The sequence below is a fragment of the Streptomyces sp. NPDC004266 genome (genome assembly GCF_042874095.1).
Classification (GTDB): domain Bacteria; phylum Actinomycetota; class Actinomycetes; order Streptomycetales; family Streptomycetaceae; genus Streptomyces.
On sequence record NZ_JBIAMM010000016.1, the window covers coordinates 143,448 to 169,928 of the forward strand.

Consider the following 26,481-nt stretch of genomic DNA (forward strand, 5'->3'; position numbering starts at 1 on the left):
TGGCCTGCCGAGATTCGACGCATGCGGGAAGCCAAGGCACGCGTGCGCGAGTGGGACGCCGAGGAGCTCTGGCGTTTCGAGGAGCCACGACCGCCAGCGAACGCGGAGCAGTTGTACGAGGTGGTCCGAAGGCTTGGACACGACCTCGACAACGAGTACGTCTCGTTCCTGCTCGAAGCGGACGGATGGCCTGCCCTCATGCAGGACGTCGACCTCTTCGGCACCGAAGAGCTCCGGGGCTCTCCTGCTCTGGAGACGGCTCGACGTCTGCTGAAGACGCTCGAACCCGAGGCGCTCGCGAGCGCGGGGCTCGACCTCGACGCGGTGCTGCCGATCGCGGCTTCCACAACCACGATCGACTTCTTCGTGATGCCTGTGCTGCGGGGGAGCGGACCGGCTCCGGTGGTCTGGATCGCCGGAGCGGAGGTGGAGCGCTACTCGTCGTTCACGGATTTCTTCCGGCACATGATCGACGAGAACCTCAGCGAAGCGGACAGCCTCCGAGAGGAGAACGCGGAGGACGGCGGATGAGCAGCCGCTAGCCACGCCGCCGGTTCATGGTCGCGGCCCGTCCCGAGTCTCTCGGGGCGGGCCGCTTCATGCTGTCGGGGCAGGGTGCGATGCGCCTCGTGCCGCGTTCGCAGAGTGGGCGGTTCCGAAGGGTGCCCCTGAAAAGAGGAGACGATGCGACCGTGTCTTTCACGATCACGCATCTGGACGGCGGCATGGACGGGGCGAGCGGCGGGGACACTCGGTGGGTAGGTCCTGACCGCGGCCCTTCTGTCGGTCACGAGCGAGGTGAATCCATGGCCAGGTCGGGCGCCCCCACCGCCGGGCGGGTGACGAAGGAGTGGGCCGCGGAGTTTCCGGACTTCGACGTCTGGAAGCCCCTGCGCCTGCTGCGCCGGATCGGGCCGGTCGTGCAGGGCGTCTGCCTCGACCGGACGACCGGCGGCGACGGGTACCTCCCGACGGCGCACGTGCACGCGCTGACCCGTGAGTTCCCGGTGGTGTCCTTGACGCTGGGCCGGCGCTTGACGCGCCCTTCCGGGACGCCGGACCCGGTGCTCTTCGCACGTCACGAGAGGGATTTCGGCCGCGCGACGGGCGCCCTGCGCGAGCAGAGCGCACTGCCGCTCGACGAGCCGCCGTCGATCGAGGCGATCGTGCGGGAGTACCACGCGGAAGCCCGGCGACGCGTGGAGAAGGGGCACGGTCCCGCCGTGCCGGAGGTGGAGGACGGCATCCTCGTCGCCGCGGCGGCCGGGCAGCACGACCTGGCCGAGGAAGGGCTCTCCCTCGCCCGGGAACTCACGGGAGTCTGGCCCAGGTCGTCGATGCCGCTCGACTGGCCCGGCGCGGAGGCGTGGCTCGACGGCCTCGTCGCCCGCGCGGGCGACCGCGAGGCGCTCGTGGCGGTGGTTCGCGGGCAGACGGTCGCGCACAAGCTCGCAAGGGTGCGTGACCGCTTTCCGTGGGACTGCCGCCTCTAGGATCTCTCTCCATGCCGAAGAGATACGTCGTCCACGAGGACCCGGCGGTCCGTACCGCAAGCCAGCGCATCGCCATGGCCGACCTGGCCCCGTTCGGCTTCCCTGACCTCCAGGAGCAGATCTGGCTCGGCCGCCGTGAGGACGGCCTCTTCGTCGTGCAGTGCGTGCCGTTCCGGATCTACGGCCTCAACCTCTTCGACGTCGTCCGGCTCGACGAGGACGACGTGCTCGTCGAGGTGGTGGAGAAGGGCGGCCACCGCACGCTGAGGGCGCTGCTGGAGGCGGGTCTCGCGCCCCAGGTCTTCGATGAGGTCGCCGGCGGTATCACCGAGCAGGCCCGGAGCGGGGGCTTCGCCGTCGAGTGGAGCGGCGACCGGCACGCGGCGATCGACGTTCCCGCCGACGGGGACGCGGCTTCCCTGGTGGCGTTCATGGACGCGCACGAGGAGGCCGGGCGGCTGTTCTGGGAGTGGAGCGACTCCCAGCCGTTCCAGGGTCCCCAGCGGTGATCCCGGCGCTGACGAGGGCCGTGCCGATCGACCGTTTCGAAGCGCGGCTGGGTGGGCTCGAAGGAGCCTGATCGGCCGCGGAGCGAGCCCCCGAAGGGGCTCCAGAGGTGGGTTGCTCCACCGGCGGAGTCCTGAAGGGCACTCACAGTGCGTCCGCTTCCGGGTCCCTGGGCTGAACCTCTTCGATGTGGCGCGTCGGAAAGTGGCTGGGACGTGACGTTCTCCCGGCCGGTACCTGTGGATGCGGTGGCCGACGCGCGCCGCCAGGTAAAGATCACGCAAATCGATCACTCGTTCGTGGCACAAGTTTGCGCACGTCAGGCAGGATCGTGAGGTTTTGTAAGCGCAGCGTAAGCAAAGGCTGACCCATGAGTGTTCCTCGGGTCCGTAGGCCTCGTCCGCAGCCACCGGGTCGTACCGGTAGGCGCGGACTGAGGGCTACGGCTCTTTTCGTTTTGACCTCCCTCGCGTGCGGGCTCACCACCGAGACGGCGATGGCCTCCGGCGCCACGCTCGAAGCGGTGCGCATGCCCGAACTCTCGCTCTCCGGGCTGTGGGGGTGGGTCTCCGACGGCGGTCCGCTCGACACGCCCGACCAGCAGGGCGGCACCGCCCGCGGCAAGAGCCACAAGGCCTCCGCCGACTCGACCAGCAACGAGGGCGGGGCCGGTCGCAAGCCGGGCAAGGGCAAGGGCGAGCTGCCTCCCTTCGCGCGGGAGACCGACGATCCCGCCGACGTCACCACGGGCAAGGCGCCGGGTGGCAAGAACAGCTTCGACGCGCGCACCAGCAAGCGGGATGCGAAGAGGTCGACGGCGACGTCGGACTTCTTCGTCAACGCCGACGGTTCGACGACCGTCCGGCACTACACGGGCCGGGCGAACTTCAAGGCGGCCGACGGCACCTGGAAGCAGATCGACACGAGCCTGACGGAGGACAAGGACGGTCGTCTGCAGCAGACGGCCAACTCCCTGGACGTCGAGTTCGCGCCGACCGCCGCCGACCGGCAGCTGGCCTCGGTGGACTTCGGCTCCGGCCGGTCCCTGGCGTACGCGCTGCGCGGCGCCGCCAAGGCCGAGCCCGTCGTGGCCGCCGACGGCACGGTGACCTACGCGGACGTCCTGCCGGACACCGACGTGCAGCTCGTGCCGCTGGCGGAGGGGTTCAAGGAGAACATCGTCCTGCGCTCTGCGCAGGCCGCGAACTCGTGGATCTTCCCGCTGGAGACCCAGGGGCTCACCGCCCGGGTCGCGGCCGACGGCGACGTCGAGTTCACGGACGCGACGGGCAAGGTCGCCGCGACCATCCCGCACGCGTACATGGAGGACTCGAAGGTCGATCCGCGCTCCGGTGACGCCGCCCAGTCGCGGGACGTGACCTACGAGCTGACGGCCGTCGACGGCAAGCCGGCCCTGCGGATGACCGCCGACCGCGCCTGGCTCGACGCCCCCGAGCGGGTCTACCCGGTCACCGTCGACCCGACCGTGGCTTCCAGCAACTCCACCTACTCCCAGAACACCATCGGCGGCGACCACTCCACCGAGACGCAGATCAAGGTCGGCTCGTACGACTCGGGCACGAACAAGGCGAACTCCTTCCTGCAGTTCTCCTCGCTCGGCACGACACTGAAGGGCCAGCGGGTCTCCGCCGCCACCCTGAACGTGTACGCCCTATGGTCCTCGACCTGTGCCGCCGAGTCCTTCTCGGTCCACCCGGTCACCCAGTCCTGGACCCCGTCCGGCGTGACCAGCTATCCGGGCCCGGCCTACGGCGATGCCATCGGCACCGCCACCCCCGCGCCCGGGGCGTCCTGCTCGAACGACTCCGGTGCCCCCACCGTGGGCGTGAAGATGCCGGTCAGCCTGACGACCGACTGGTTCACCCAGGTCGCCACCGGCGGTGCGAACCACGGCCTCGCGCTCACCGCGCCGACCGGCGACGCGTTCCACTGGAAGAAGTTCCACTCGGACAACTCGGCGACCGCCGGTTTCCGTCCGGCGCTGGACCTGACCTACACGGCGAACATCAAGCCGCAGGTCAACGCCCAGTACCCGCCGGAGAACTTCCAGGCCCACACCCTCCAGCCGGAGCTGCTCGTCTACGCGAGCGACGCCGACAACTGGCCCGAGAAGGCCCTCACCTACCAGTTCGACGTCTACGACGCGGACTCCACCTCCAGCACCCCCGTCGCGACCTCGGGCGTCATCGCCGAGCGGTCGTGGAAGGTGCCGACGGGCAAGCTCACCTGGTCGAAGAACTACGTCTGGTACGCCAACGTCACCGACGGCTACGACGTCCTGAACTCGGCGAGCCGCTTCACCACGGCCGTGCCGCAGCCGCCGGTCACCTCGGGCCTGGCGATGAACAACGACGGCCACGACTTCGACCCGTCGGACGGCAACTACACGACGGACGACACCGACGCGGACGTGCCGGTGATCGGTCCGTCGCTGGAGATCGAGCGCGCGTACAACAGTCTGGACCCGCGGGTGGACAACGCCTTCGGTGCGGGCTGGTCGACGGTCGTCGACATGAAGGCCGCCGAGGTCAAGGACAGCACCGGCGCCGTCACCAGCGTGATCATCACCTACCCGGGTGGTGAGCAGGTCGCCTTCGGCCGCAACTCCAACGGCACCTTCCAGCCGCCGCTGGGCCGCTACGCCCGGCTGGAGGCGGTCACCACCGCCCCCATCGGCTACAAGCTGACCGACAAGGACTTCACGGCGTACGCGTTCACGCAGCCGACCGCGAAGACCGGCGTCTACGCCGTCTCGTCGATCACCGACTACGCGGGCCGCGCCGAGACGTTCACGTACAACGCCTCGAAGCAGCTCACGAAGATCAGCAACACCACGTCCAAGCGGAACCTGAGCCTGACCTGGTCCACCCCCGCCGGTGCGACCGCCGCCCACGTGGGCACGGTGGCGACGGACCCGGCGGTCGTCGGCGACGCGAGCAGCGCGCAGACGTGGACGTACACCTACACGGGGGACCGGCTCACCGCCGTCTGTCCGCCCGCCGATCCGCTGAAGTGCACGACGTACACGTACGCCACCGGCAACCACCACCGCACCACGGTGCTGGACGCCGACCCGTACGCGTACTGGCGCCTCGGCGAGGCGGCCGGACAGACCGTCTCCGCCGACACGGTCGACATCAACCAGGGCAAGTACAACGGTCTCTACCGGAACGTCACCACCGGCTCGGCCGGCCTCCTCGCGGGCTCGACGCAGACGACGGCGACGTTCAACGGCACGACGTCGTACGTCGAGATGCCGAGCGCCCCCGGCGCGACGCCCTCGTACACGACGATCTCGACGTGGTTCAAGACCACGCAGGCCGGTGGCGTCCTCTTCTACTACGGTGACAAGCCGCTGAGCGACCCCGACCCGGTGGCGAACACCACCTACAACACCCCCGCGCTGTACGTCGGCACGGACGGCAAGCTGCGCGGCTGCCTGGCCACCGGCCTCTGCGGCACGACCCTGACGTCCACCGCCTCCGTCAACGACGGCAAGTGGCACCAGGCCGTCCTCACGGGCGCGGGCACGACGCAGACCCTCTATCTGGACGGCGTGTCGCAGGGCAGCAAGGCCGGTCAGATCAAGGACTGGAACACCCCGTACATCACGCTCGGAGCGGGTGTGAACACCCACGGCTGGCCCGCGATGAGCACGACCGACACCCTCGGTCACTTCTCCGGTCAGCTGGCGGAGACCGCCATCTACACCGAGCCGCTCACCGCGGAGGTGATCACCGCCCAGTTCCAGGCCGCGTCCCGCGCGGCGGGGCTGCTCGGCTCCGTGAAGACGCCCGGCGGCAAGACCCAGGCGTCGGTCGTCTACGGCACCACGGACGACCTGGTCCTCCAGGCGACGGACTCCGACGGCGGCATATGGAAGCTTAATCCGGCGACCGTCACCGGCTCCTCGCAGGTCTACCGTTCGGCGGTGATGGGCTCGGCCCCGGCCGGCTACTGGCGCCTCGGTGACACCGGGGGCGCGGCGCAGGCCGCGAACGAGCTGCACACCGGCTTCGGCACGTACAACACCGTCACGCAGGGTGTGGCCGGGCCGTTCGGCACCGGTGACAACAGCGCGGTGACGTTCAACGGCACCAGCTCGTACCTGGAGCTGCCGTACGCGAACTGGCACGCCAAGCCGGACCGCTCGGTCGAGCTGTGGTTCAAGACCGCCAAGCCCGGCGTGATCATGAGCGACCAGAGCCTGGCGCCGAACAACGCGGGCGGCGCCGCCGGCTCGTGGAGCGACCTGCTCTACGTCGGTGCCGACAACAAGCTGCACGGCCACTGGTGGAGCAGCACCTGCAACGGCAACGCGACCCTCGGGTCGACGGCGACCGTCACGGACAACGCCTGGCACCACGCGGTGCTGGCCGCGTCCGGCACCACCCAGACGCTGTACCTCGACGGCGCCTCGCAGGGCACCTGCACGGGCGCTCCGAACGACCAGACGACGTCGCGCACGTTCGTCGGTGCGGGTTTCGGCAAGTGGTACAGCTCGCCGGGTGACGTCTCGTACTTCACCGGCTCGATCGCCGAGGTCGCCGTCCACCAGGACGGTCTGACCGCCGACGAGGTCGCCCGTCACTGGTCGGCCTACAAGGCGTCCTCCGGCATCGCCCCGGTCAGGACGGTCAAGCTGACCGACCCGAAGGGCAGGACCCTCACCTACGTCTACGACGCCGAGATGGGCAACCGCCTCCTCGCCGCCGTCGACACGGACGGCAACCGCACCACGTACGGGTACGACACGGCGGGCTTCCCGCACACCGTGACCGACCCCAACGGCAACCGCGTCGTCACGGGGCACGACATCCGCGGCAACACGGTCTCCAGCACCACCTGCCAGGACACCCTGGCAGGCCGCTGTTCCACCGAGTACTTCACGCACTACCCGGACGCGACCACCGCGTTCCCGCCGATGGACCCGCGCAACGACCTCGTGCTCACCGAGCGCGACGGCCGCTCCTCGGGCCCCACGGACAACACCTATCTCACCAGTTACAGCTATGACACGGGCGGCAACGTCACCGCCGTGACCACCCCGGCGGTGGCGGGGAGCCCCGCCGGCCGGACCACGACCACGACGTACACCACCACCGCCACCCCGGCGGCGGAGGGCGGCACCGCGAAGGCGCCGGCGGGCCTCGTGGCCCAGGTCGTGACCCCGGGCGGCCGCAGGACCTCGTACTCCTACTTCTCCAACGGCGACCTCGCCGAGACCGTCGACGCCAACGGCGCCAAGGTGAAGTTCACCTACGACAACCTCGGCCGGCAGATCACCACGACCGAGATCTCGGACGCGTACCCGGCGGGTCTGACGACCACGCTGGTGTACGACAGGAACGACCAGGTCGTCAGCGAGACCGCGCCGTCGGTCGTCAACCGGGTCACGGGTGCGACGCACCGCGCCCGGAAGACGACCGCGTTCGACGCCGACGGCAACGTCCTCTCCCAGACGGAGGCGGACCTGACCGGCGGTGACACGGCACGCACGACGTCCATGACGTACGACGCGTTCAACCACGTGAAGACGCAGACGGACGGGGGCGGCGACACCACGTCGTTCGAGTACGACGTCTACGGCAACAAGGTGAAGGAGACCGACCCGGCCGGGAACGTCACCCTGTTCACCTTCGATGCCGAGCAGCGTCCGCTGACGAGCGGGCTGCAGAACTACATCGGCGATCCCAACAGCCCGTCCGCCCCCACCTTCCTCACCGAGGAGTCCAGGGCGTACGACCCCGCGGGCCGGCTCGCGTCGATCACGGACGCGATGGGCTGGGTGACGGCGTACACCTACACCGACGACGGCCTGTCGGCGACGGTGGTCCGCAAGGACCCGCAGTCCGGCAAGCAGTTCACGGAGCAGGCGAACACGTACGACGCGGCCGGCAACCTGATCGAGCAGATCACCGACGACGGCCGGACCCGCACCACCTTCACGGTGGACGCCGCCGACCGCACGACCCGGACGGTCCTCGACCCGAACGGACTCGCCCGCTCGACCACCGTCTCGTACGACCCGGACGACCGGGTCGTGACCGAGGCCGAGACCGACCCGTCGACCGGTGACGTCGACGTGACGGACAAGCGGTACGACCCGCTGGGCAACGTCACGGGGACCACGGTCCACGACGGCACGACGGCCCCGGTGGCCCGCTACAAGCTGGACGAGACGACGGGCTCCGGCCTGGCGGACTCCTCCGGCGGCAACAGCACCGGCAGCCACGGCACGGGCATGCACTGGAACACCGACCGGGGCGGCAGCGCCGTCTTCGACGGTGACGCCAACTCGTACGCCCAGACCACGGGCCCGGTCGTGAACACGGCCGGCAGCTTCAGCGTCTCGGCCTGGGCCAAGCTCGCCGATCTCACCACCAACCGGACCGTGCTCTCCCAGGACGCTGATTCGACGTACGGCTTCGTGCTGTACTACGACGCCGGGGCGGGGTGGACCTTCGCCCGCCCGCGCACGGCCCAAGCCCCGTACTCCTTCGACCGGGTGGTCTCCGCTCCGTCGGCCGCGGTGGCAGGGGCCTGGACCCACCTCGTCGCCGAGTACGACGTTGCGGCCGCCAAGATGCGGCTCTACGTCAACGGCACCTTGGCCCAGGAGGCGGCCGCGACCACGCCGTGGGAGTCGACGGGCCGGTTCCAGATCGGTCGCAACCTCTACAACGGCGTGTACGGCCCCGGCTTCAAGGGGGGCATCGACGACGTCCAGGTCTACCAGGAGGCCCTCACCGCGGCGCAGGTCACGGCCGTGAAGGGCGGCACCCTGCCGGCCGCCGGCAGCGCTGTCCGCACCACCACCTCCCTCCTCGACCAGCGGGGTCTGGCGCTCTCGACGACCGACGAGAACGGCGACACCATGGACTTCGGCTACGACGAGGAGGACCGGCAGACCTCGGTCACCGAGCCGGCCGTCGACGCGGAGCAGAACGGCGGGCCCCCGGTCTCCATCCGGCCCGTCTCGCTCACCGGCTACAACACCTTCGGCGAGAAGACCGAGAACTCCGACCCGCTCGGCAACGTGACGGTCACGGCGTACGACGGGGAGGGCCGGGAGACGTCGACGACGCTGCCGTCCTACACCCCGCCGGGCGCTTCCGCGCCGGTCACGGCCACGTCGTGGAACGAGTACGACGTCCTCGGCCGGCTCACGGCGGAGGTCGACGAGCTCGGCAACCGCACCTCGTACACGTACACGCAGCACGGCGAGGTGGCCTCCACCACCGAGCCGAGCGGCACCACCAGCCGCACCTACACCCCGACCGGCGACCTGCTCTCGACCACCCGGCCGAACGGCGCCCGACAGGAGACCACCTGGGACTACCTCGGCCGCCGCGTGACGGCCACGGACATCGTGCGCCAGCCCGCGCAGCAGGCGTTCACCGTGAAGAACGAGTACGATGCGCCGGGCGGCGAGCTGTCCCGGACGATCTCGGCGGCCGGCGTCCCGGAGTCGTACACGTACAACGCGATCGGTGAGCGGACCGGGGTCGTCGACGCCTCGGGCCACACCACGCGGACCACGTACGACAAGGACGGCCACGTCCTGAAGACGACGGACGCGAGCGGCACCGCCACCCGCAACACGTACGACGGGTTCGGGCAGCTGACCAAGGTCGAGGACCTGGACGCGCAGGGCGCGGTGCTCCGCACCAAGCGCACCACGTACGACCGCGCGGGCAACGCCACCTCGACGACGGACTACCGGGGCCACACCACCTACCTGACGCTGGACTCCTCGGGGTCCGTCACGAAGGCGGTGGAGCCGGTCTCGGCGACCGAGTCGATCACCACCACCTACGGCTACGACGCGGCGGGCAACCGGACGCGCTTCACCGACGGCCGGAACAACGCGTTCCTGACGGCGTACAACAGCTGGGGCATGGTCGAGTCGCAGATCGAGCCGTCCACCCCGGCGCATCCGGACCTCGCCGACCGGACGTTCACCGCGGTGTACGACGCGGCCGGCCGGGTGAAGGAGACCCGGGCCCCGGGCGGGGTCACCGTGGTCAACGAGTACGACGCCAAGGACCGTCTGGTGAAGCAGACGGGTACGGGTGCGGAGGCCGCCACGGCCGACCACACGTACACGTACGACTCCGACGACCGGCTCACGGCCGTCGCGGGCGCCGGTGACGCCAAGGACGCCTTCACCTACGACGACCGGGGTCTGCTCCTGACCGCGACCGGTCCCTCGGGCGACTCGTCCTTCGCCTACAACGCCGACGGGTACATGACGTCGCGGACCGACGCCTCCGGCACGACCGCGTACGGCTACGACTCCGCCGGCCGGCTCAAGACGGCCGCCGACGCGGTCACGGGCACGACCCTGACCTACGGCTACGACGTCGAGGACCGGGTCGAGCGGATCGACTACGGCACGGGCGGGTCCGTGCGGACCTTCTCGTACGACGCGCTGGACCGGACGACGCAGGACAAGCTGACGTCCCCGTCGGGCGCGGTGCTCTCCTCGATCGCCTACGGGTGGGACGAGAACGGCAACGAGACGTCGAAGACGACGACCGGTGTCGCGGGCGCGTCGACCCACACGTACACGTACGACTGGGCCGACCGTCTGACGTCCTGGAACGACGGGACCACGACGGAGGCCTACGGCTACGACGCGTCCGGCAACCGGACCCGGGTCGGCGCCGGCACGTACGCGTACGACGCCCGCAACCGCCTCACCTCGGACGGCCGCAGCGTGTACTCGTACACCGCGCGCGGCACGCTGAGCCAGGTGGCGACCGTCGGCGGCGGCACCGCCGCCGTCAAGGCCGACGCCTTCGACCGCGTGGTCGTGGACGGCGACCGGACGTACACGTACGACGGCAAGGACCGGGTCCTGGCGGCGAAGGACGAGACGGGCACCGACCTGTTCTCGTTCCGGTACAGCGGCATCGGGAACGACGTGGCCTCGGACGGGGTCACGTCCTACAGCCGCAACGCCGACGGTTCGCTGCTCGGCGCGAAGACGGCCGTCTCCTCCGTGCTGACCCTCACGGACCTGCACGACGACGTGGTGGCCCAGTTCACCGCGACGGGCGAGACGCTGGCCGGCTCGCGGACGTACTCGCCGTTCGGCGAGGTGTCCCACACGAGCGGAATGATCGGCAGCCTCGGCTACCAGTCGGGCTGGACCGACCCGGACTCCGGCAAGGTCAACATGGCCGCGCGCTGGTACACCCCCGAGGTCGGCCGGTTCAGCAGCCGGGACTCGGCGAACCTCTCGCCGCTGCCGGATTCGGTGTCCGCGAACCGCTACGCCTACGCGGACGACAACCCGATGTCGGCGACCGACCCGACCGGTCACTGGCCGAGCTTCATCAACAAGGTGAAGAAGGCGGTCAGCGGGATCAAGCGGCACTTCGTGAAGACCGTGCAGCGGATCCACAAGCCGAAGCACCGGGTCGTCAGGGTGGTCCACCACCGCTCGGTCAGGACGTTCGTCTCCCGGGTCCGCGACGGCGTGAAGAAGACGGTGAACCACGTCAAGCGGGTCGCCAAGCGCAAGACGCACGCGGTGCTCAGGATCGTCAAGAGCCCGCAGTACCGGGCCAACCTGGCGAAGGCGAACAGGGCGAAGGCCAAGGCCGCCATGTTGCGCAAGCTGAAGATCAAGATGATCCGGGCGAAGTACCTGAGGGACAAGAAGAAGCGCGAGTACATCGAGGCCTACAGGGCGGCGGACAGGAAGGCGAACCGCTTCGCGTTCGTCTGGCGTGTCGGCGTCCAGAGCATGGCCGACATGCACGGTGGCTGGATGAGCCATTCGAAGCCCCTGGCGCGCCTCCTCATCCCGGGCTCTTCCTGGGGGACGGACAAGGACCCCTCGGCCTTCGACCTCGGCTACGAGTGGCTGAGCGGCAAGGGACCGAAGAACCGGGTCCTCGACGGCGACAGCAGGTTCACCAAGACCCTGAAGGAGCACGAGCACGTCGCGTTCACGAAGAACTCCATCTCCAAGGACCTCGGGAGCGGGAAGCTCAAGGCCGACGGGAAGTGGCACGGGAAGCCGTACCGCCTCGGTGAGGACGACGAGGAGGGTTCGTCGCTGATGAAGCTCGGGCGCGACTTCACCACGAACTCCTCCGCGGCGTACCTCGGTTCGTACACCCTCAAGTACAAGGTCACCGGGGTGAACAAGAAGAAGGGCACGGCGACCGTCGACTTCTCGGTGCGCAACGAGAGCACCATCTTCTCCGCGACGCGCCCGAGTCCCGGCTGGGGCGGTTACAGCCCTTGGTACGCGAAGAAGGTCGGCGACCCCCTCAACAAGCACTACGGTACGGGCCGGTTCTCCGCGAAGAGCCAGGACATCGTGTGGACGGAGGAGGTGCCGATCCGGCGCTGACCTGACGTGACATGAACGAAGGGGAGCCCCGCCGAGTCGCTCGGCGGGGCTTTCCCGTTCTCGGGGCCGGCGGTCCGCGCGTCAGCCCGTCAGCCCGTCAGCCCGTCTTGACCCAGTCGCCGCAGCCCGTGGTCTTGAAGTAGGCGTCGGAGGCGGCGACCTTCACGATGGCCGTGCCCGTCACGTTGTCGTTGGCGATGATCGAGTCCGTGCTGTGGGAGGCGTCCTTCGAGCGCTCCCAGTAGCACTCCGCGTCCTTGTTGCCCGTGGACTTGTACGTGCCGGGGGCGATGTCGACGCCCACCTTCAGCATGCCGCCGTTGCCCTTGGGGGCGCCCTTGGGGGTGCCGGTCGCCTTCGCGTCGACGGCCTCCCACGTCCCGCAGCCGGTGGACTTGAAGAGCTTGTCCGAGGCCTTGATCTCGACGTAGCTGGTGCCCGTCACGTTGTCGTTGGCGAGGATCGAGTCCACGTCCCCGGAGGCGCTCTTGGCGCGCTCCCAGTAGCACTCCGCGTCCTTGTTGCCCGTGGTGCGGTAGAGGCCGGGCTTCACGTCCGAGCCCACCTCGAAGTCGCCGTCGCCGTCGATCGTGACGGCCTTCTTCTCGGGGGCCTTGGACTCCGGGGCCTTCTCGTCGCCGCCCGGCTTCGCGGACTGCTCCTGCTTCGCGCCGGCCTTGGGGGAGCCGGTGTCGTCGCCGCCCCCGCCGACCGCCGCGCCGATCACGACGACGGCGACGATCGCGCCTGCGGCGGTGAGGAGCTTGTGGCGGGCGAACCAGTTGCGCTGCTGCTGAGACTGCTGAGACATGGCTGTGGCACCTTCCGTGGCGCTGCGGGGACTTCGTGTTTCGATGACGTAATCACAGCAGAGCTTGTGAACCGAGTCAACCAGATTCACAAGATTCGAGTCTGCTCACGCCGTGAACCGGTGTGAGCGGTAAGCTCGGTGTGTTCACACACGTACGAGGGGAGACGGACAGGTGCCTGAAGAGAGCGCGACAGAGGTCACCGCCGCCGGCATCGCCCGGCTGGCGGGCGTCGGCAGGGCCGCCGTCAGCAACTGGCGCCGACGCCACGCCGACTTCCCCCGGCCCGTCGGAGGGACGGAGACCAGCCCTTCCTTCGCCCTCGCCGAGGTCGAGCAGTGGCTCCGCGACCAGGGGAAACTCGCCGAAGTCCCGCTCCGTGAGCGTGTCTGGCAGCAGCTCGCCGGCCACGCCGCCGGGACCGTCGCAGGTCTCGTGCACACCGGCTGCGTCCTGCTCCTGCTCCGCGAGCGGCCGGGTGCCTGGACCGGGCTCGCCGGGCTTCCCGACGCCCGGCTCGCCGGCGCCCTGCCCGACGCCCTCGACGAGGTCCTCACCGCCCGCTTCGGCGTGCCGAGGGTCGTCCGCACCCCCACCCCGGCCGAGACGGCCCCCGCCGTCCCCCTGCTGCGTGCCGCCGCCGAGCTGGCGGTCGAGCTGGGCGGCGCGCGGCAGGCCTTCGAGTTCCTGCTCGGTCGCCACCTGGACGCCAACCCGCGCCAGTACACCCTCACCCCGCCTCCGCTCGCCGAACTCATGGCGGAACTCGCGGCCGCCGCGGCCCCCGACGGCCGTCCCCCCGCCACCGTCGTCGATCCGGCCTCCGGCACCGGTGGCCTGCTGCGCGCCGTCCCGCACCCCACCGCGCTGTACGCCCAGGACGCCGATCCCGACCTGGCCGCCCTCACCGCCCTGCGGCTGGCCCTCCACGGCGACGCCGACATCCGCTGCGCCACCGCCGACACCCTCCGCGCCGACGCCTTCCCGGACCTGACCGCCGACGCCGTCCTGTGCCACCCGCCGTTCAACGAACGGACCTGGGGCCACGACGAGCTCGCCTACGACCCGCGCTGGGAGTACGGCTTCCCGGCCCGCACGGAGTCCGAGCTGGCCTGGGTGCAGCACGCCCTCGCCCGGCTCCGTGACGGCGGGGCCGCGGTCCTCCTCATGCCGCCCGCCGTGGCCTCCCGCCGCTCCGGCCGCCGCATCCGCGCCGACCTCCTGCGCCGCGGCGCGCTCCGCGCCGTGATCGCCCTCCCGGCCGGTGCCGCGCCCCCGTACGGCATCCCGCTCCACCTCTGGGTCCTCGTCCGGCCCGGTGCCGGCCGGCGGCCCCCGGCGGAGGCCCTGTTCGTGGACACCGCCGGGCTCGTCCCCGACGCCGGCCGCGACAAGCTCCCCTGGACCACCCTCCGGAACACGGTCCTCGACGCCTGGGCGGCCCGGGGCGGCGAGGAGTCCGTGGCGCGCGCCGTCCCCGTCATCGAACTCCTCGACGACGAGGTCGACCTCGCTCCCGCCCGCTATCTCGCGGCTCCCGCCGCCGGCGGCACCGCCCCCGAACTCTCCGCCGTCCGCGACCGCCTGGACGAGACGCTGCGCCGCACCCGGGGGCTCGCCCCGAATCCCGTTCCCGCGCGCTCCGGTCCCCGCCCGCTCACGACCGTCGGCGAACTGGCCCGCACCGGCGCCCTCCAGCTCCGGAGCGGCGGCTCGGGCACGGTCCCCGAGGGCGGGGACGACGTCGCGGTCCTCACCGAGTACGACGTCCTGTCCGGCACCGCCCCCTCCGGCACCCTCCCCGGCGGCGGCCCGGCCGAGGAGCCCGTCCTCGTCGCCGAGGGCGACGTCGTCGTCCCCGTGCTCGGCGGGGGCTCCGTGGCCCGCGTGGTGGACGCGGCCACGGCCGGTGCCGCGCTCGGCCGCAACCTCCAGCTGCTGCGGCCCGATCCGGCCGCCCTCGACCCCTGGTTCCTCGCCGGGTTCCTGCGCGGAACCGCCAACAACCGGCAGGCGAGCAGCTTCGCCTCGACCGCGACCCGGCTCGACGTGCGCCGCCTCCAGCTGCCCCGGCTGCCCCTCGCCGACCAGCGCCGCCACGGCGCCCACTTCAAGTCCCTCGCGGAGTTCGAGGAGGCCCTGCGCCTCGCCGTCCGCCTGGGCGAGCAGCTGGTCCAGGGCCTGTACGACGGTCTCGCCGACGGCAGCGTGGAGCCCGGGTGACGACAGAGGCGTGGAGACCCGGTGAAGAGCGTCCTATTCTCTTAGCCTGATCATCCGTCTGGGGGAGCGTCGTATGTACGGCCAGGTGCCCACACCCGTACCGCCACGGGCCGCCGGTCCGTCGGCGGCCACGATCACCGTCCGCGTGCTCATCACGGTCCTGGTGGTCCTGTCCCTGGGGTTCCTCGCCTGGGTCGCCATGCTCCGCATCGCGATCATGCGGCGTGCCGGCCGGGACTGGGCGCTCTTCTGGGGTCAGCTGGTCCTCAACGTCGCCTGTGTGGTGCCGCTGGAGCAGCGGTTCGCCGGCACGTGGATGAACACCGCCGGCATGGTGGTCCTCCTCGTGCAGATGGCGCTGGTGGCCTGCTACTTCCTGGTGGTCGACATCCGCCACCATCAGCCCGCCCCGGTCGTGATCATGGTTCCGCCCGCGGGAGCGCCGCCGTACCCGTACGGGGCTCCCGGCTACGGCTATCCGCCGGGCGAGGTCACGGCGCCGCGCCCGGTTCCGGGTCCCGGCCGAGGGCCGGGACCCTACGCGGCCGCCCCGCCGCCGCCGCGGGTCCCGCCGTCGGCGCCCGCCCAGGCGCCCCGCATCGACCAGGTCCGCGCCGAGCTCGACGAGCTGAGCGACCTGCTCAGGAGGGACCCCGGGCACACCGGGGAAGGCGAAGGCGGCAGGTGAACGGGCGGGTCGTCGGCGGGCGTTACGAGCTCGCCACCGTCATCGGCCAGGGCGGCATGGGCCAGGTCTGGACGGCGTACGACGGACGCCTCGACCGCCGGGTCGCGGTGAAGCTGCTCCGGCCGGCCACCATGACGGGCCCCGCCACCGCCGCGGAGGAGCTGCGGCGCCGCTTCGTGCGCGAGTGCCGGGTGACCGCGCAGGTCGACCACCCCGGTCTGGTGACCGTGCACGACGCGGGCAGCGACGGCGACGACCTCTACCTCGTCATGCAGTACGTGGAGGGCGCGGACCTCGCCGACCACCTCGCCGAGCACGACCCGTACCCCTGGGAGTGGGCGGTCAGCGTCGCCGCCCAGCTGTGCGCGGTGCTCGCCGCCGTGCACGCGGTGCCGATCGTGCACCGCGACCTCAAGCCGCGGAACGTGATGATCCGTCCGGACGGCACCGTGACCGTCCTCGACCTGGGCGTCGCCTCCGTCCTGGACACCGACACCACCCGGCTCACGCAGACCGGTTCGCCCATCGGCAGCCCGGCGTACATGGCGCCGGAGCAGGCCATGGGCGGCGCCGTCGGCCCGTCCACCGACCTGTACGCGCTGGGGGTGCTGCTCCACGAACTCCTCAGCGGGAACGTGCCGTTCGCGGGCTCCACCGCGCTCGGCGTGCTGCACCGGCACCTGTACGAGCCGCCCGCCCCGCTCCGGCAGCTGCGGCCCGAGGTCCCCGAGGCGCTCGAAGCGCTGGTCCTGCGGCTGCTCGCCAAGGACCCCCAGGCCCGGCCGTCCGGCGCGCACGAGGCGTACGAGCACCTGCTGCCGCTGCTCCCGGCGCGCGGGGCCCCGACGGGGCCGATGGACCCGACCCGGCCGTTCCTGCGCCCGCACGCGCCCTGGCCGGACCGCGCGACGGCGAGGGCCGTCCCGGTCCCGCCCGTCCCGGTCCCGCCGGTCCCGGTCCCGCCCCTCCCGGTGGCGCCTCCGCGCCCGCAGGCCGATCCCCGGACCGACCCCCGGGTGTACGGGAGCGGGCCGCAGCCCGCGCGCCCGGACGTGGCCGCGGCCGTCGACGAGGTGAAGCGGCTGCTCGCGGAGGGCTCGCTGACCCAGGCCGTGGACATGCTCGGCGCCATCCTGCCCGCCGCGACGGCCGAGCACGGCGAACGGTCGCCGGTCGTCCGGATCCTGCGCAAGCAGTACGCGTCGACGCTCATGGACGACGGCCAGTACCGGCGCGCGCTGCCGGAGCTGCGCCGGCTCGCGGAGGACCGCGGCGCGGAGGCGGGCCCGACGGACCCGCAGTTCCTGCAGTTCCGCTACGACGCGGCCCTCTGCCTGGAGCAGCTGGGGGAGACGGCCGCCGCGCTCGGGGAGTTCCGCGCGGTCCTGCCGTACTACGAGCGGGACCCGGGGCGGGCCTTCGACATCCGGCAGCGGATCGGGCTGCTGCTCCTGGCGGCGGGCGAGCACGCGGCAGGTCAGGAGGAGCTCCAGCGGCTGCTGTTCGACGCGGAGCGCGCCCACGGCCCGTACCACCCGCTTCCGGTGGAGCTGCGGCGGGCGCTCGACCATCAACGGCAGCTGGGGCGGCCCTGAGGAGTCCTGGCGGTGGCCCCCGGGGGTCCTGACGGTGGCTCGACCGTGACCCTGACGAGGCGACAGGATCACGACTCGGCAACTGATCACGCAGTGGATCTTCATGATCCTTTTTGCCGGTTTTGCTGCATGTAACGTTCGCGTCTGATCATGTCCGCGTCCCCCAAGGAATCCCTATGACGACGCCGTCCGCTCCCTTCGCCCCCGAGCAGCAGCCCGCCGCCCCCGCCAAGAAGGGCTCCGCGGTCCTCAAGAAGGTCGGCGGCGTCATCGTCGCGATCGTCGTCGCCGTCGCCGTGAAGCTCGGCCTCCCGCACCTCACGGGCGACGCCCCGGTGCACGCCGAGGCCGGCGAGTGCGTCACCGTCACCGGTCCCGACAACGACCCCAAGGTCGACACCGTGGACTGCTCCTCCGGCAAGCCCGACCTGTTCAAGGTCGTCAAGGTCGTCGACGACACCTTCGACGTGAACAAGTGCGGCGAGGAGCTCTCCGCGCTCGCTCAGCAGCTGGGCTCGGACAAGTTCGTCCTCTGCCTGGACGAGGTCGCCCCGAAGAAGTAGCCGCGCGCCCGCGGGAACGCGAAGGGCCGGAACCCGATGGGTTCCGGCCCTTTCCGCTATCTCAACGTATAGCGCACAGGGGGCCTTGCGGCAAGGCCCCCTTCGTGGCGCAGAATCACTCCTCGAAGCAAGTCAGATGCTACGAAAACGGGGTATCCACCACATGACGTCCCTTATTGCCGGCGTGTTCGACCTCTCCGGCAACCTCTCCCCCAAGGCCGACCCGGCGCTCATCGCCGCGGACGAGCAGCACTTCGCGGCCATCGCGCGGTGCCTCGACGAGACGACCGCCGAACTGTCGGAGCGCCTCGACGCCGAGCGGAAGGCGCCCGGCGGGATCGGCCGGGAGGCGATGGACCGGGACGCGGAGATCCACCGGCTCTCCGGCCGCCTGCGGACGCTGCGCCGCTTCGGCCTGGACCTCTGCCTGGGCCGCGTGGTCGGCGCGGACGACCCCGAGCCCCTCTACGTCGGACGGCTCGGCCTCACCGACAGCACCGGCCGCCGGCTGCTCGTCGACTGGCGCTCCCCCGCGGCGGAGCCGTTCTTCGCGGCCACGCACGCCACCCCCATGGGCCTGGCGAGCCGCCGCCGCTACCGCTGGTCCGGCGGCCGGATCACCGACTACTGGGACGAGGTCTTCACCGCCGAGGGCCTCGAAGGGCACGCCGCGCTCGACGACCAGTCCGCCTTCATCGCCAGCCTGGGCGGCAACCGCTCGTCCCGCATGCGGGACGTGCTCTCCACCATCCAGTCCGACCAGGACGCCATCATCCGCGCCGGCTCGCGCGGCGCCCTCGTCGTCGACGGCGGCCCCGGCACCGGCAAGACGGTCGTCGCCCTGCACCGCACCGCGCACCTCCTCTACTCCGATCCGCGCCTCGGGCACCGCCGGGGAGGCGTGCTCTTCGTCGGTCCGCACCAGCCCTACCTGAACTACGTCTCCGACGTGCTGCCCAGCCTCGGCGAGGAGGGCGTGCGGACCTGCACCGTGCGCGACCTGGTCGCCGAGGGCGCGAGGGCGACGGCCGAGACCGACCCGGAGGCGGCCCGCCTGAAGTCCTCGCGGGAGATGGTCACGGCCATCGAGAAGGCCGTCGCGTTCTACGAGGAGCCGCCGACCGAGGGCATGACCGTCTCCACCCACTGGTCGGACATCCCGCTGACCGCCGCCGACTGGGCGGAGGCCTTCGACGCGGCCGAGCCGGGGACCCCGCACAACGAGGCCCGCGAGCAGATCTGGGAGCACCTGGTCTCCCTCCTGTTCGACAAGTACGACGGCGAGGAGGTCCCGGAGGAGCAGTTCCGCGCGTCGCTGCGCCAGGACCGGGAGTTGACCGGCGCCCTCCACGGCGCCTGGCCGATGCTGGAGGCGGCCGACCTCGTCGGCGACCTGTGGACGGTCCCCGCGTACCTGCGGATGTGCGCGCCCTGGCTGACCCCCGACGAGGTGAAGCGGCTGCGGCGCGCGGACGCCCAGGCGTGGACGGTCTCGGACCTGCCCCTCCTGGACGCGGCCCGGCAGCGGCTCGGCGACCCGGCGTCGGCCCGGCTCAAGCTGCGGCGCAAGGCCACCGTCGCCGCCGAGCGCGAGCGCATGGCCGGCGTCATCGACAGCATCGTCGCGGCCGACGCCGACGGCGAGGGCGCGGTCACGATGCTGCGGGGCGAGGACCTCCGGAACCGCCTGGTCGACGAGGACGCCCTGCCGACCGCGGAACACGAGCCGCTCGACGGCCCGTTCGCGCACATCGTGGTGGACGAGGCGCAGGAACTGACCGACGCGGAGTGGCAGATGCTGCTCCTGCGCTGCCCGTCGAAGAGCTTCACGATCGTCGGCGACCGCGCCCAGGCCCGGCACGGCTTCACCGAGTCGTGGCGGGAGCGCCTGGAGCGGGCCGGCTTCGACCGCATCGAGACCACGTCCCTGAGCATCAACTACCGCACGCCGGAGGAGGTCATGGCGGAGGCCGAGCCGGTCATCCGCGCCGCGCTCCCGGACGCCAACGTGCCGACGTCCATCCGCAGCAACGGCGTCCCGGTCACCCACGGTCCCGTCGCCGAGCTGGAGGAGATCCTCGACGCCTGGCTCGCGGAGAACGCCGAGGGCGTCGCTTGCGTCATCGGCGCCCCCGCCTTCCGCGAGCGCCCCCGGGTCCGCTCGCTCACCCCCTCGCTCTCCAAGGGCCTGGAGTTCGACCTGGTCGTCCTCGTCGACCCGGACTCCTTCGGCGAGGGCATCGAGGGCGCGGTCGACCGCTACGTGGCGATGACCCGCGCGACCCGGCGCCTGGTGGTCCTGACGAGCACCGCGACCCGGGGGGCCTGAAAAGGAAGTGAGCGGCGCGGGCGCCCCTTGTTACGGTGGCCGAATGGCATCGATCAAGGAATTCCAGGTCACGTTCGACTGCGCGAAGCCCGTGCGACTCGCCGCCTTCTGGTGCGAGGTCCTGGGGTACGTCCTGCCGCCGGCCCCGGAGGGCTTCGACACGTGGGAGGAGTACGACCGTTCGGTGCCGGCCGAGGAGCAGGACACCTACTTCGCGTGCAGCGACCCCTCGGGCAAGGGGCCGCGCCTGCTCTTCCAGCGCGTCCCCGAGGGCAAGGTCGTCAAGAACCGGGTGCACCTCGACGTGCGGGCCGGCACGGGCCTCGTGGGCGAGGAGCGCCTCGCCGTCCTGGAGGCCGAATGCGCGCGCCTGGTCGAGCTCGGCGCGACCCATCTGAAGACGCTGTACGCCGACGGGGAGAACGAGTCCTGCATCAACATGCAGGACATCGAGGGCAACGAGTTCTGTCTCGACTGAGCGCGTGCCGGAGGCCCCGCGCGGGCGGGGCCTCCGGCGAACGGCGTCAGGCGCCCCGCGGGTCGCGCTTCATGGACCACAGGACGGGGCCGCCGCCCGGCAGGGAGAACTCCCCGCGGACCCTGAAGCCGAAGTGCTCGTAGACCGGCAGGTTGTCCGGCTTGGAGGACTCCAGGTAGACCGGCAGGCCCGCCGCGTCGGCCTTGGCGAGGCCGGAGCGGAGCAGGGCGGAGCCGTGGCCCAGGCCGCGGGCGGCGGGATCGGCGCCGATGACGGCGAGGTACCAGTGGGGCTCGGCGGGCCCGTGCTCGGCGGCCGCCGTGACGGCCTCCTGGAAGGCCGGGGCGCGGTCGCCGAGTATCTCCACGAGCTCCCGGACGGTCTCCGCGTCGGGGACGGCCTTGTCCGCCCCCTCGGGCGAGACCCAGAAGGCGGCGGCCGACCCGGTCCGCTCGCAGACGCCGTGGAGGCCGTACTGCCGGGTGAAGAGGGTCGTGAAGTAGCGGCCGAGGCCCGCCTCGCGGGTGGCGGCGTCGGGGAAGAACCAGCGCATCATCGGGTCGTCGCCGAAGGCGGAGGCCAGGGTGCGGCCGACCGTGTGAGCGTCGTCGATCGTGGCCGTTTTCGGTGTGTTCGACAGGGTCATACGGGTCATTCTGCACCCGTGATGATCTTGGTCGGCGGGCGGGTGGCCCCTGTCCTTCCGGGCCTGGTCAAGCGGCCTGTGCCGGGGCCCGGAGCAGACGGACCGCCGCCGTCGCGGGCAGGGCGATGCTCACGGCGAGAAGGATGAGCAGCTCCACCATGCCGAGGCGGGCGGCCAGGAGGAGCATGCTGAGACCGACCGTGACCGGCGCCGCGAGGGTCAGGGCGGTCGCGACCGCCTTCGTCCGCCGCTGCCACGCGGCGGACGTCCACAGCAGGCCGAGCCCCAGGGCGAGGGCGGCCAGGCCGGCGAAGGGGGAGGTGAGCGCGGCGAGGCCGCTCACGCCGAGCAGGACGGCGGTGAGGACGCTCCGTGACCGGGGCTGGGGGGCCGCCGAAGGGGCGGCGGGAACGGCGGTGGTCTCCGGCTCCTCCGCGCGGGCGGCCGCGACGATGGCGGAGGGGCTGCCGAGCCGTTCGAGCGCCGCGCGGACGGCCTCCGGGTCCTGCTCCTCCCCGACGGCGACCGCGAGGTGTTCGCGCAGGTCGGCGAGGAGTTCCTCGCGGCGCCCTGCGGGCAGGAAGGACGCCTCCCGCTCGATCGTGGCCAGGTAGTCGGTCACGAGGGGGTGTTCGGTGCCGGTCATGCGGAGCCTCCGTGGGATGCGGTCAGGAAGTGGTCGACGCCGTCGCGGAAGCGCGGCCAGCTCTCGGCGAACTCGGCGAGCGCGGTCCTGCCGGGCGCGGTGAGCGTGTAGTAGCGGCGGGCGGGGCCGGTGGCCGACTCGCGCAGCTCGGTGTCGACGAGTCCGTCGCGGCGAAGCCGGGACAGCAAGGGGTAGATCGTGCCCTGGCTGGTGGTCATGACGCTGACGGCGGCCAGCTCGTCGAGGATCTCGACGCCGTAGCGCGGGCCGTCGCGCAGCAGGGCCAGGACGCAGTACTCCAGTACGCCCTTGCGCAGCTGACTGGCGACCTTTCCGGACGCCTCTGATCTTGCTTCGCCAGGAACCATGCAATGCAAGATACCCCCGGAAGTGCCGTCGATCAACGGAGAACCGCGGCGGAGCGGCGCGTGCGACGATGCCGGGGTGCGAGAACTGCGTGGACTGAGCGAACTGACCGAGGTCGAGGACCCGGCGTGGCCGCTGCTCGAAGAGGAGCTGCGGACGGCACAGGTGCCCGTCGAGGTGCTGGACGCCGACCCCGCGCGAGGAGCGGCCACGCTCCTCCAGACGCAGGTCACCGTCCGCTCGTACCTGGGCGCGTTCCTCTTCCGCACCGGCGGCGCCCTCGTCGACGACGGCTGGCTGCGGGTGTACGGCAGCCCGGCCGTCCACAACGACCGGCGCCTGCCCGGCCTCGCCCGGGTCAACGGCTACCCCGCCGAGCCCGACCCCGCCTGGCGGCCCGCCGCCGGACTCGTCGTCGCGCACGACGTGCTCGGCGGGGCCTTCGCGATCCAGGGCGGCACGGAGGAGGAGACCGGACTGCCGGGCAGCCCCGGCGAGATGGTCTACTTCGCGCCCGACTCGCTGCGCTGGGACGCGATCGGCGCCGGGTACGGGGCCTGGCTGTCGTGGGTGCTCGCCGGGGGGATCGAGGAGTTCTACGAGGGCCTGCGCTGGCCCGGCTGGCGCGACGAGGCACCCGGCCTGACCGGCGGCGAGGGACTCAGCCTCTACCCGCCCCTGTGGTCCGCCGAGGCGCACCAGGACCTGGCCGGGACCAGCCGCGCGGTCGTCCCCCTGGGGCAGCTGCTCGGGCTGGGACGCGAGACGGCCCTGCAGCTCGACGGCACCGACCCCGGCTTCCTGGGGGACGTGTGACCCTCCGGACCGCGACCGTGCGCACCCGGCGGCTCGACCTCGTGCCGCTCGCCGTCGCGCACGCCGACGAGATGGCCGGGGTCCTCGCCGACCCCGCCCTCCACGCCTTCATCGGAGGCGCCCCGCTCACCGCGCCCGAACTGCGCGCCCGGTACGAGCGGTTGGTCGCCGGACCGCCCGATCCGGCGGTCGTCTGGTGCAACTGGGTGGTGCGGCTCCGCGAGGAGGACCGGCTCGCCGGGACGGTCCAGGCGACGGTCACCGACGGCGGGCGGACCGCCGAGGTCGCGTGGGTGACCGGGACCGAGTGGCAGGGGCGGGGGATCGCCCGGGAAGCGGCCGGGGCCCTCGTCGGCCTGCTGGCCGACCGGGGCGTCCGCACCGTCGTCGCCCACGTCCACCCCGGCCACGCGGCCTCCGCCGCCGTCGCCCGCGCGGCCGGCCTCGCGCCGACGGGGGAGGAACGGGCCGGCGAGGTCCGCTGGGAGCTGCGGCCGTGAGCGGGGACGGGCGGCGTCGCCTCCCGCCAGGGCTCCGGGACGAGGCGCTCGTCGTCCCGCCCGCCGGCGGGGCCGTCAGCGAGGCGACCGCCCGGCCCTGACGCGCACCAGGACCACCCCCAGCAGCCCCAGCGCCGCCACCGCCCCCGCCGCCAGGCCCGCCCGCAGGCCCGGCGGGCGGAACGTGCAGGAGAGCTCGCCGCCGCCGGCCGGGACGGCCAGGAGGCCGCCGTACGAGGCCGGTTCGGCGCCCCCGCAGTGCCAGCCCGCGATGCGGGGCGCCGCGACGACCGCCGTGCCGGCGCCCGGCGGGAGGGTGGCCCGTATGCCGTCCGGGGTGACGCGGACCGAGGTCGCCGCGCGGGCGCGCAGGGCGGTCACCGCCGAGCGGAGGCGGTCGTGGTCCAGGCAGCCCAGCTCGCCCGGCCCCGGCAGGTCCGGCCTCAGGCCGGGGACCCGCTGGACGCCCAGCGAGGCCAGGGCCGCGCGGCGCTTCGGGGTGCCGCCGAGGAGGTGGACCGGGGCGTTCCCGCCGAGGCGGGCCGTGCCCGTCGCGTCGGGGGACCAGAGGAAGACCTCCGTGTCGACCCGGCAGGCGCCCGCGCGCGGAGCCCCGTACACCCGGGCGCCGAGCAGGAGTTCCTGGTTGCGGAAGGGCGACGGGCCGTAGACCGGGGGCGGGCCCGGGGGCCGTACCGTCACCAGCGGCAGGCGCGTGTCCGTACGCACGACCGCGCCGTCCCGCCAGCGCGCGCCCACGCCGAACAGCGCGTCCGTCACCGGATTGTCCAGGCTCGGCAGGTTCCGGCCGCGCGAGGTCCAGCCGCCGCCGAGCGCGGCCAGGGTCTCCGTCAGGACCGCCGGGGTGTGGCTGCTGTAGTACGCCGCGCCCTGGCCGCCCAGGAGCAGCGGATCGTTGCCCGCGACCCGGGGCAGCCCGGAGTCCGTGCGGTAGGCGGGCCAGCCGTCCGCCGCCGCGAGCGCCGCCGCCCGCCGCTCGTGCTCCGCGCCCCACGGCGGGTAGTCGTCGAGCCGGGCGAGCCGCTCCCGGTCCGCGTACGCCGTGGTCGCCGCCGCCTGCCCCAGCAGGGTTCCGGTCACGAGGAGCGCGGCGAGGAGTCCGTACCGGCCCCGGCGGGGCAGGAGGAGCGCGCCCGCCACCGCCGCCAGGCCGACGCCCGCGAGGAGCAGCGCCCAGGGGGTGAGGAGCGGGCTCGGCAGGGCCCCGGCCGTGAGGGCCAGGACGACCGCCGCCCCGCCGAGCAGCGACCTGCGGTCCGGGAGGCCGTGGGCGAGGCCCGTCCAGGCGGTGAGGACCAGGACGCCGGACAGGACGAAGGTCTGGCGGTACGGGCTGCCGTTCGGGGTGGCGAAGACGTGCCAGACGAGGTGCGTCGGACCCCACTGCATCGACGCCGCGGCCGCCGCGCACAGACCGCCCCACAGCCACCGCTCGCGGCCCGGCGCGTCCCGGCGGAAGAGCAGCGCCCCCGCGAGCAGCGGCACCGCCGTGCAGACGAAGGCCGCTGGCGTCGAGAAGCTGTAGGTCGCCGGGAGCAACCGGGCAAAGAAGTCCGTGCCGGCCGCCGGGACGAAGTCCCGGACGACGCCCGGGTAGGCGTGCCGGGAGCCGAGGAGGACGGGCACCAGGACGGGGGCCGCGAGGCCCACGCCGAGGGCCGTCGTCACCGCCGCGCGGAGCAGCGTCCGCCACCGGAAGGAGTCCGTGACCGCCAGCCGGACCAGGAGCACCAGGGCGGCGCCCAGGGTCGCCATGTACGCCGTGTAGAAGTTCGCGAACCAGCAGCCCGCCACCACCAGGGACCCCAGGAGCGGCCGCCGGCCCTCCCGCACCCACTCGCCCACCAGGCAGAGCAGCGGGAAGGCGACCAGGCCGTCCAGCCACATCGGGTTGTACGTGCCCTCCGCGAGCGACCACCCGCACAGGGCGTACGAGGCGCCGAGCACCGCCGCCCACCACCACGCCCCGGCCGGGCCGAGGCGCCGCAGCAGGAACGTCATCGCCGCCGCCGCGACCGCCGTCTTCAGGACGGTGATCCCGTACACCGCGTACTCGACGTCGCCGCGCGGGAAGAGCGCGACCAGCGGCGCGAAGGGGCTCGACAGATAGGTGCCGTAGTCGGGCAGGAAGCTCGTGCCCCAGCCGGCCCCCCAGTCCAGCAGCAGCCCGCCGTCCGCCCGGCCGCGCAGCAGGTCCCACAGGTGCGCGTGGAACGGCACGAACTGGTTGGCGAGGTCGTTGACGGCCCGGCGGCGCGGCCCGAAGGGGAACACCCGGGCGACGGCGTCCCCGCCGCAGACGGCGACGACGGACAGGGCGGCGGCGAGCGCCGGAGCGAGCGGGCCGGAGGGGCGGGCGGGGGGCGGCTGGAAGCGCGTGGCGTTCGGCATGGCCGTTCGAATATGCC

General features: G+C 72.3%; 17 protein-coding genes. 12 read left to right on the forward strand and 5 right to left on the reverse strand.

Annotation, left to right across the window (positions count from 1 at the left end; all coding sequences use genetic code 11):
• Positions 1-21: 21 nt before the first annotated feature.
• From ACFYUZ_RS31795 to ACFYUZ_RS31810, 4 genes are all read left to right on the forward strand, one after another.
• A complete protein-coding gene (locus tag ACFYUZ_RS31795) occupies positions 22-531 on the forward strand; it encodes an SMI1/KNR4 family protein (protein ID WP_389315058.1) in 510 nt (169 codons plus the stop codon).
• A gap of 275 nt (positions 532-806) precedes the next feature.
• The gene (locus ACFYUZ_RS31800; protein ID WP_389315060.1) at positions 807-1,493 is read left to right on the forward strand and encodes a hypothetical protein; all 687 of its coding nucleotides are present in this window, start codon (positions 807-809) and stop codon (positions 1,491-1,493) included.
• Positions 1,494-1,504: 11 nt separating this feature from the next.
• Positions 1,505-2,002 carry a DUF4265 domain-containing protein gene (locus tag ACFYUZ_RS31805; protein ID WP_389315062.1) on the forward strand — a complete coding sequence of 166 codons (498 nt, stop codon included), beginning with the start codon at positions 1,505-1,507 and terminating at the stop codon, positions 2,000-2,002.
• Positions 2,003-2,457: 455 nt separating this feature from the next.
• A complete protein-coding gene (locus tag ACFYUZ_RS31810; protein WP_389315064.1) occupies positions 2,458-12,393 on the forward strand; it encodes a LamG-like jellyroll fold domain-containing protein in 9,936 nt (3,311 codons plus the stop codon).
• A gap of 97 nt (positions 12,394-12,490) precedes the next feature.
• Here the strand turns inward: ACFYUZ_RS31810 and ACFYUZ_RS31815 are convergent, their stop codons facing one another.
• A complete protein-coding gene (locus ACFYUZ_RS31815) occupies positions 12,491-13,204 on the reverse strand; it encodes a hypothetical protein (RefSeq protein ID WP_389315066.1) in 714 nt (237 codons plus the stop codon).
• A 172-nt stretch (positions 13,205-13,376) separates the two neighbouring features.
• Between ACFYUZ_RS31815 and ACFYUZ_RS31820 the strand changes: the two genes are divergently transcribed.
• From ACFYUZ_RS31820 to ACFYUZ_RS31845, 6 genes are all read left to right on the forward strand, one after another.
• Positions 13,377-15,425 carry an N-6 DNA methylase gene (locus ACFYUZ_RS31820; protein ID WP_389315068.1) on the forward strand — a complete coding sequence of 683 codons (2,049 nt, stop codon included), beginning with the start codon at positions 13,377-13,379 and terminating at the stop codon, positions 15,423-15,425.
• A gap of 73 nt (positions 15,426-15,498) precedes the next feature.
• On the forward strand, positions 15,499-16,113 hold the full coding sequence (locus ACFYUZ_RS31825) for a hypothetical protein (protein ID WP_389315070.1): 615 nt from the start codon (positions 15,499-15,501) through the stop codon (positions 16,111-16,113).
• Positions 16,110-17,708 (forward strand): protein kinase, encoded by a 1,599-nt coding sequence (locus ACFYUZ_RS31830; RefSeq protein WP_389315072.1) that lies wholly within the window; start codon positions 16,110-16,112, stop codon positions 17,706-17,708. Before ACFYUZ_RS31825 ends, ACFYUZ_RS31830 begins: the two co-directional genes overlap by 4 nt.
• 176 nt (positions 17,709-17,884) lie before the next feature.
• Entirely contained in the window at positions 17,885-18,271 is a 387-nt protein-coding gene (locus tag ACFYUZ_RS31835; protein ID WP_389315074.1) for a hypothetical protein, read from the forward strand.
• A gap of 163 nt (positions 18,272-18,434) precedes the next feature.
• Positions 18,435-20,600 carry an RNA polymerase recycling motor ATPase HelR gene (helR, locus tag ACFYUZ_RS31840; RefSeq protein WP_389315076.1) on the forward strand — a complete coding sequence of 722 codons (2,166 nt, stop codon included), beginning with the start codon at positions 18,435-18,437 and terminating at the stop codon, positions 20,598-20,600.
• Positions 20,601-20,643: 43 nt separating this feature from the next.
• Entirely contained in the window at positions 20,644-21,078 is a 435-nt protein-coding gene (locus ACFYUZ_RS31845; protein ID WP_389315078.1) for a VOC family protein, read from the forward strand.
• Positions 21,079-21,124: 46 nt separating this feature from the next.
• Here ACFYUZ_RS31845 and ACFYUZ_RS31850 read toward each other — a convergent pair whose 3' ends face one another.
• The 3 genes from ACFYUZ_RS31850 to ACFYUZ_RS31860 are packed head-to-tail and all read right to left on the reverse strand — an operon-like array spanning position 21,125 to position 22,738.
• The gene (locus ACFYUZ_RS31850; protein ID WP_389315080.1) at positions 21,125-21,733 is read right to left on the reverse strand and encodes a GNAT family N-acetyltransferase; all 609 of its coding nucleotides are present in this window, start codon (positions 21,731-21,733) and stop codon (positions 21,125-21,127) included.
• Positions 21,734-21,791: 58 nt separating this feature from the next.
• Positions 21,792-22,370: an HAAS signaling domain-containing protein gene (locus ACFYUZ_RS31855; protein ID WP_389315082.1), complete on the reverse strand. Its 579-nt coding sequence runs from the start codon at positions 22,368-22,370 to the stop codon at positions 21,792-21,794.
• Positions 22,367-22,738, reverse strand: a complete 372-nt coding sequence (locus tag ACFYUZ_RS31860; RefSeq protein ID WP_123459182.1) for a PadR family transcriptional regulator — start codon at positions 22,736-22,738, stop codon at positions 22,367-22,369. The genes ACFYUZ_RS31855 and ACFYUZ_RS31860 overlap by 4 nt, the downstream gene beginning before the upstream one ends.
• 76 nt (positions 22,739-22,814) lie before the next feature.
• Here ACFYUZ_RS31860 and ACFYUZ_RS31865 point away from each other — a divergent pair, with 76 nt between their 5' ends.
• Both ACFYUZ_RS31865 and ACFYUZ_RS31870 read left to right on the forward strand, forming a co-directional pair.
• Complete coding sequence (locus ACFYUZ_RS31865) at positions 22,815-23,552, forward strand: DUF2625 domain-containing protein (protein WP_389315084.1); 738 nt, start codon at positions 22,815-22,817, stop codon at positions 23,550-23,552.
• A complete protein-coding gene (locus ACFYUZ_RS31870) occupies positions 23,549-24,052 on the forward strand; it encodes a GNAT family N-acetyltransferase (protein ID WP_389315086.1) in 504 nt (167 codons plus the stop codon). The genes ACFYUZ_RS31865 and ACFYUZ_RS31870 overlap by 4 nt, the downstream gene beginning before the upstream one ends.
• 75 nt (positions 24,053-24,127) lie before the next feature.
• Here the strand turns inward: ACFYUZ_RS31870 and ACFYUZ_RS31875 are convergent, their stop codons facing one another.
• Positions 24,128-26,464, reverse strand: coding sequence for a YfhO family protein (locus ACFYUZ_RS31875; protein WP_389315088.1), 2,337 nt, complete (start codon positions 26,462-26,464; stop codon positions 24,128-24,130).
• Positions 26,465-26,481 lie beyond the last annotated feature (17 nt).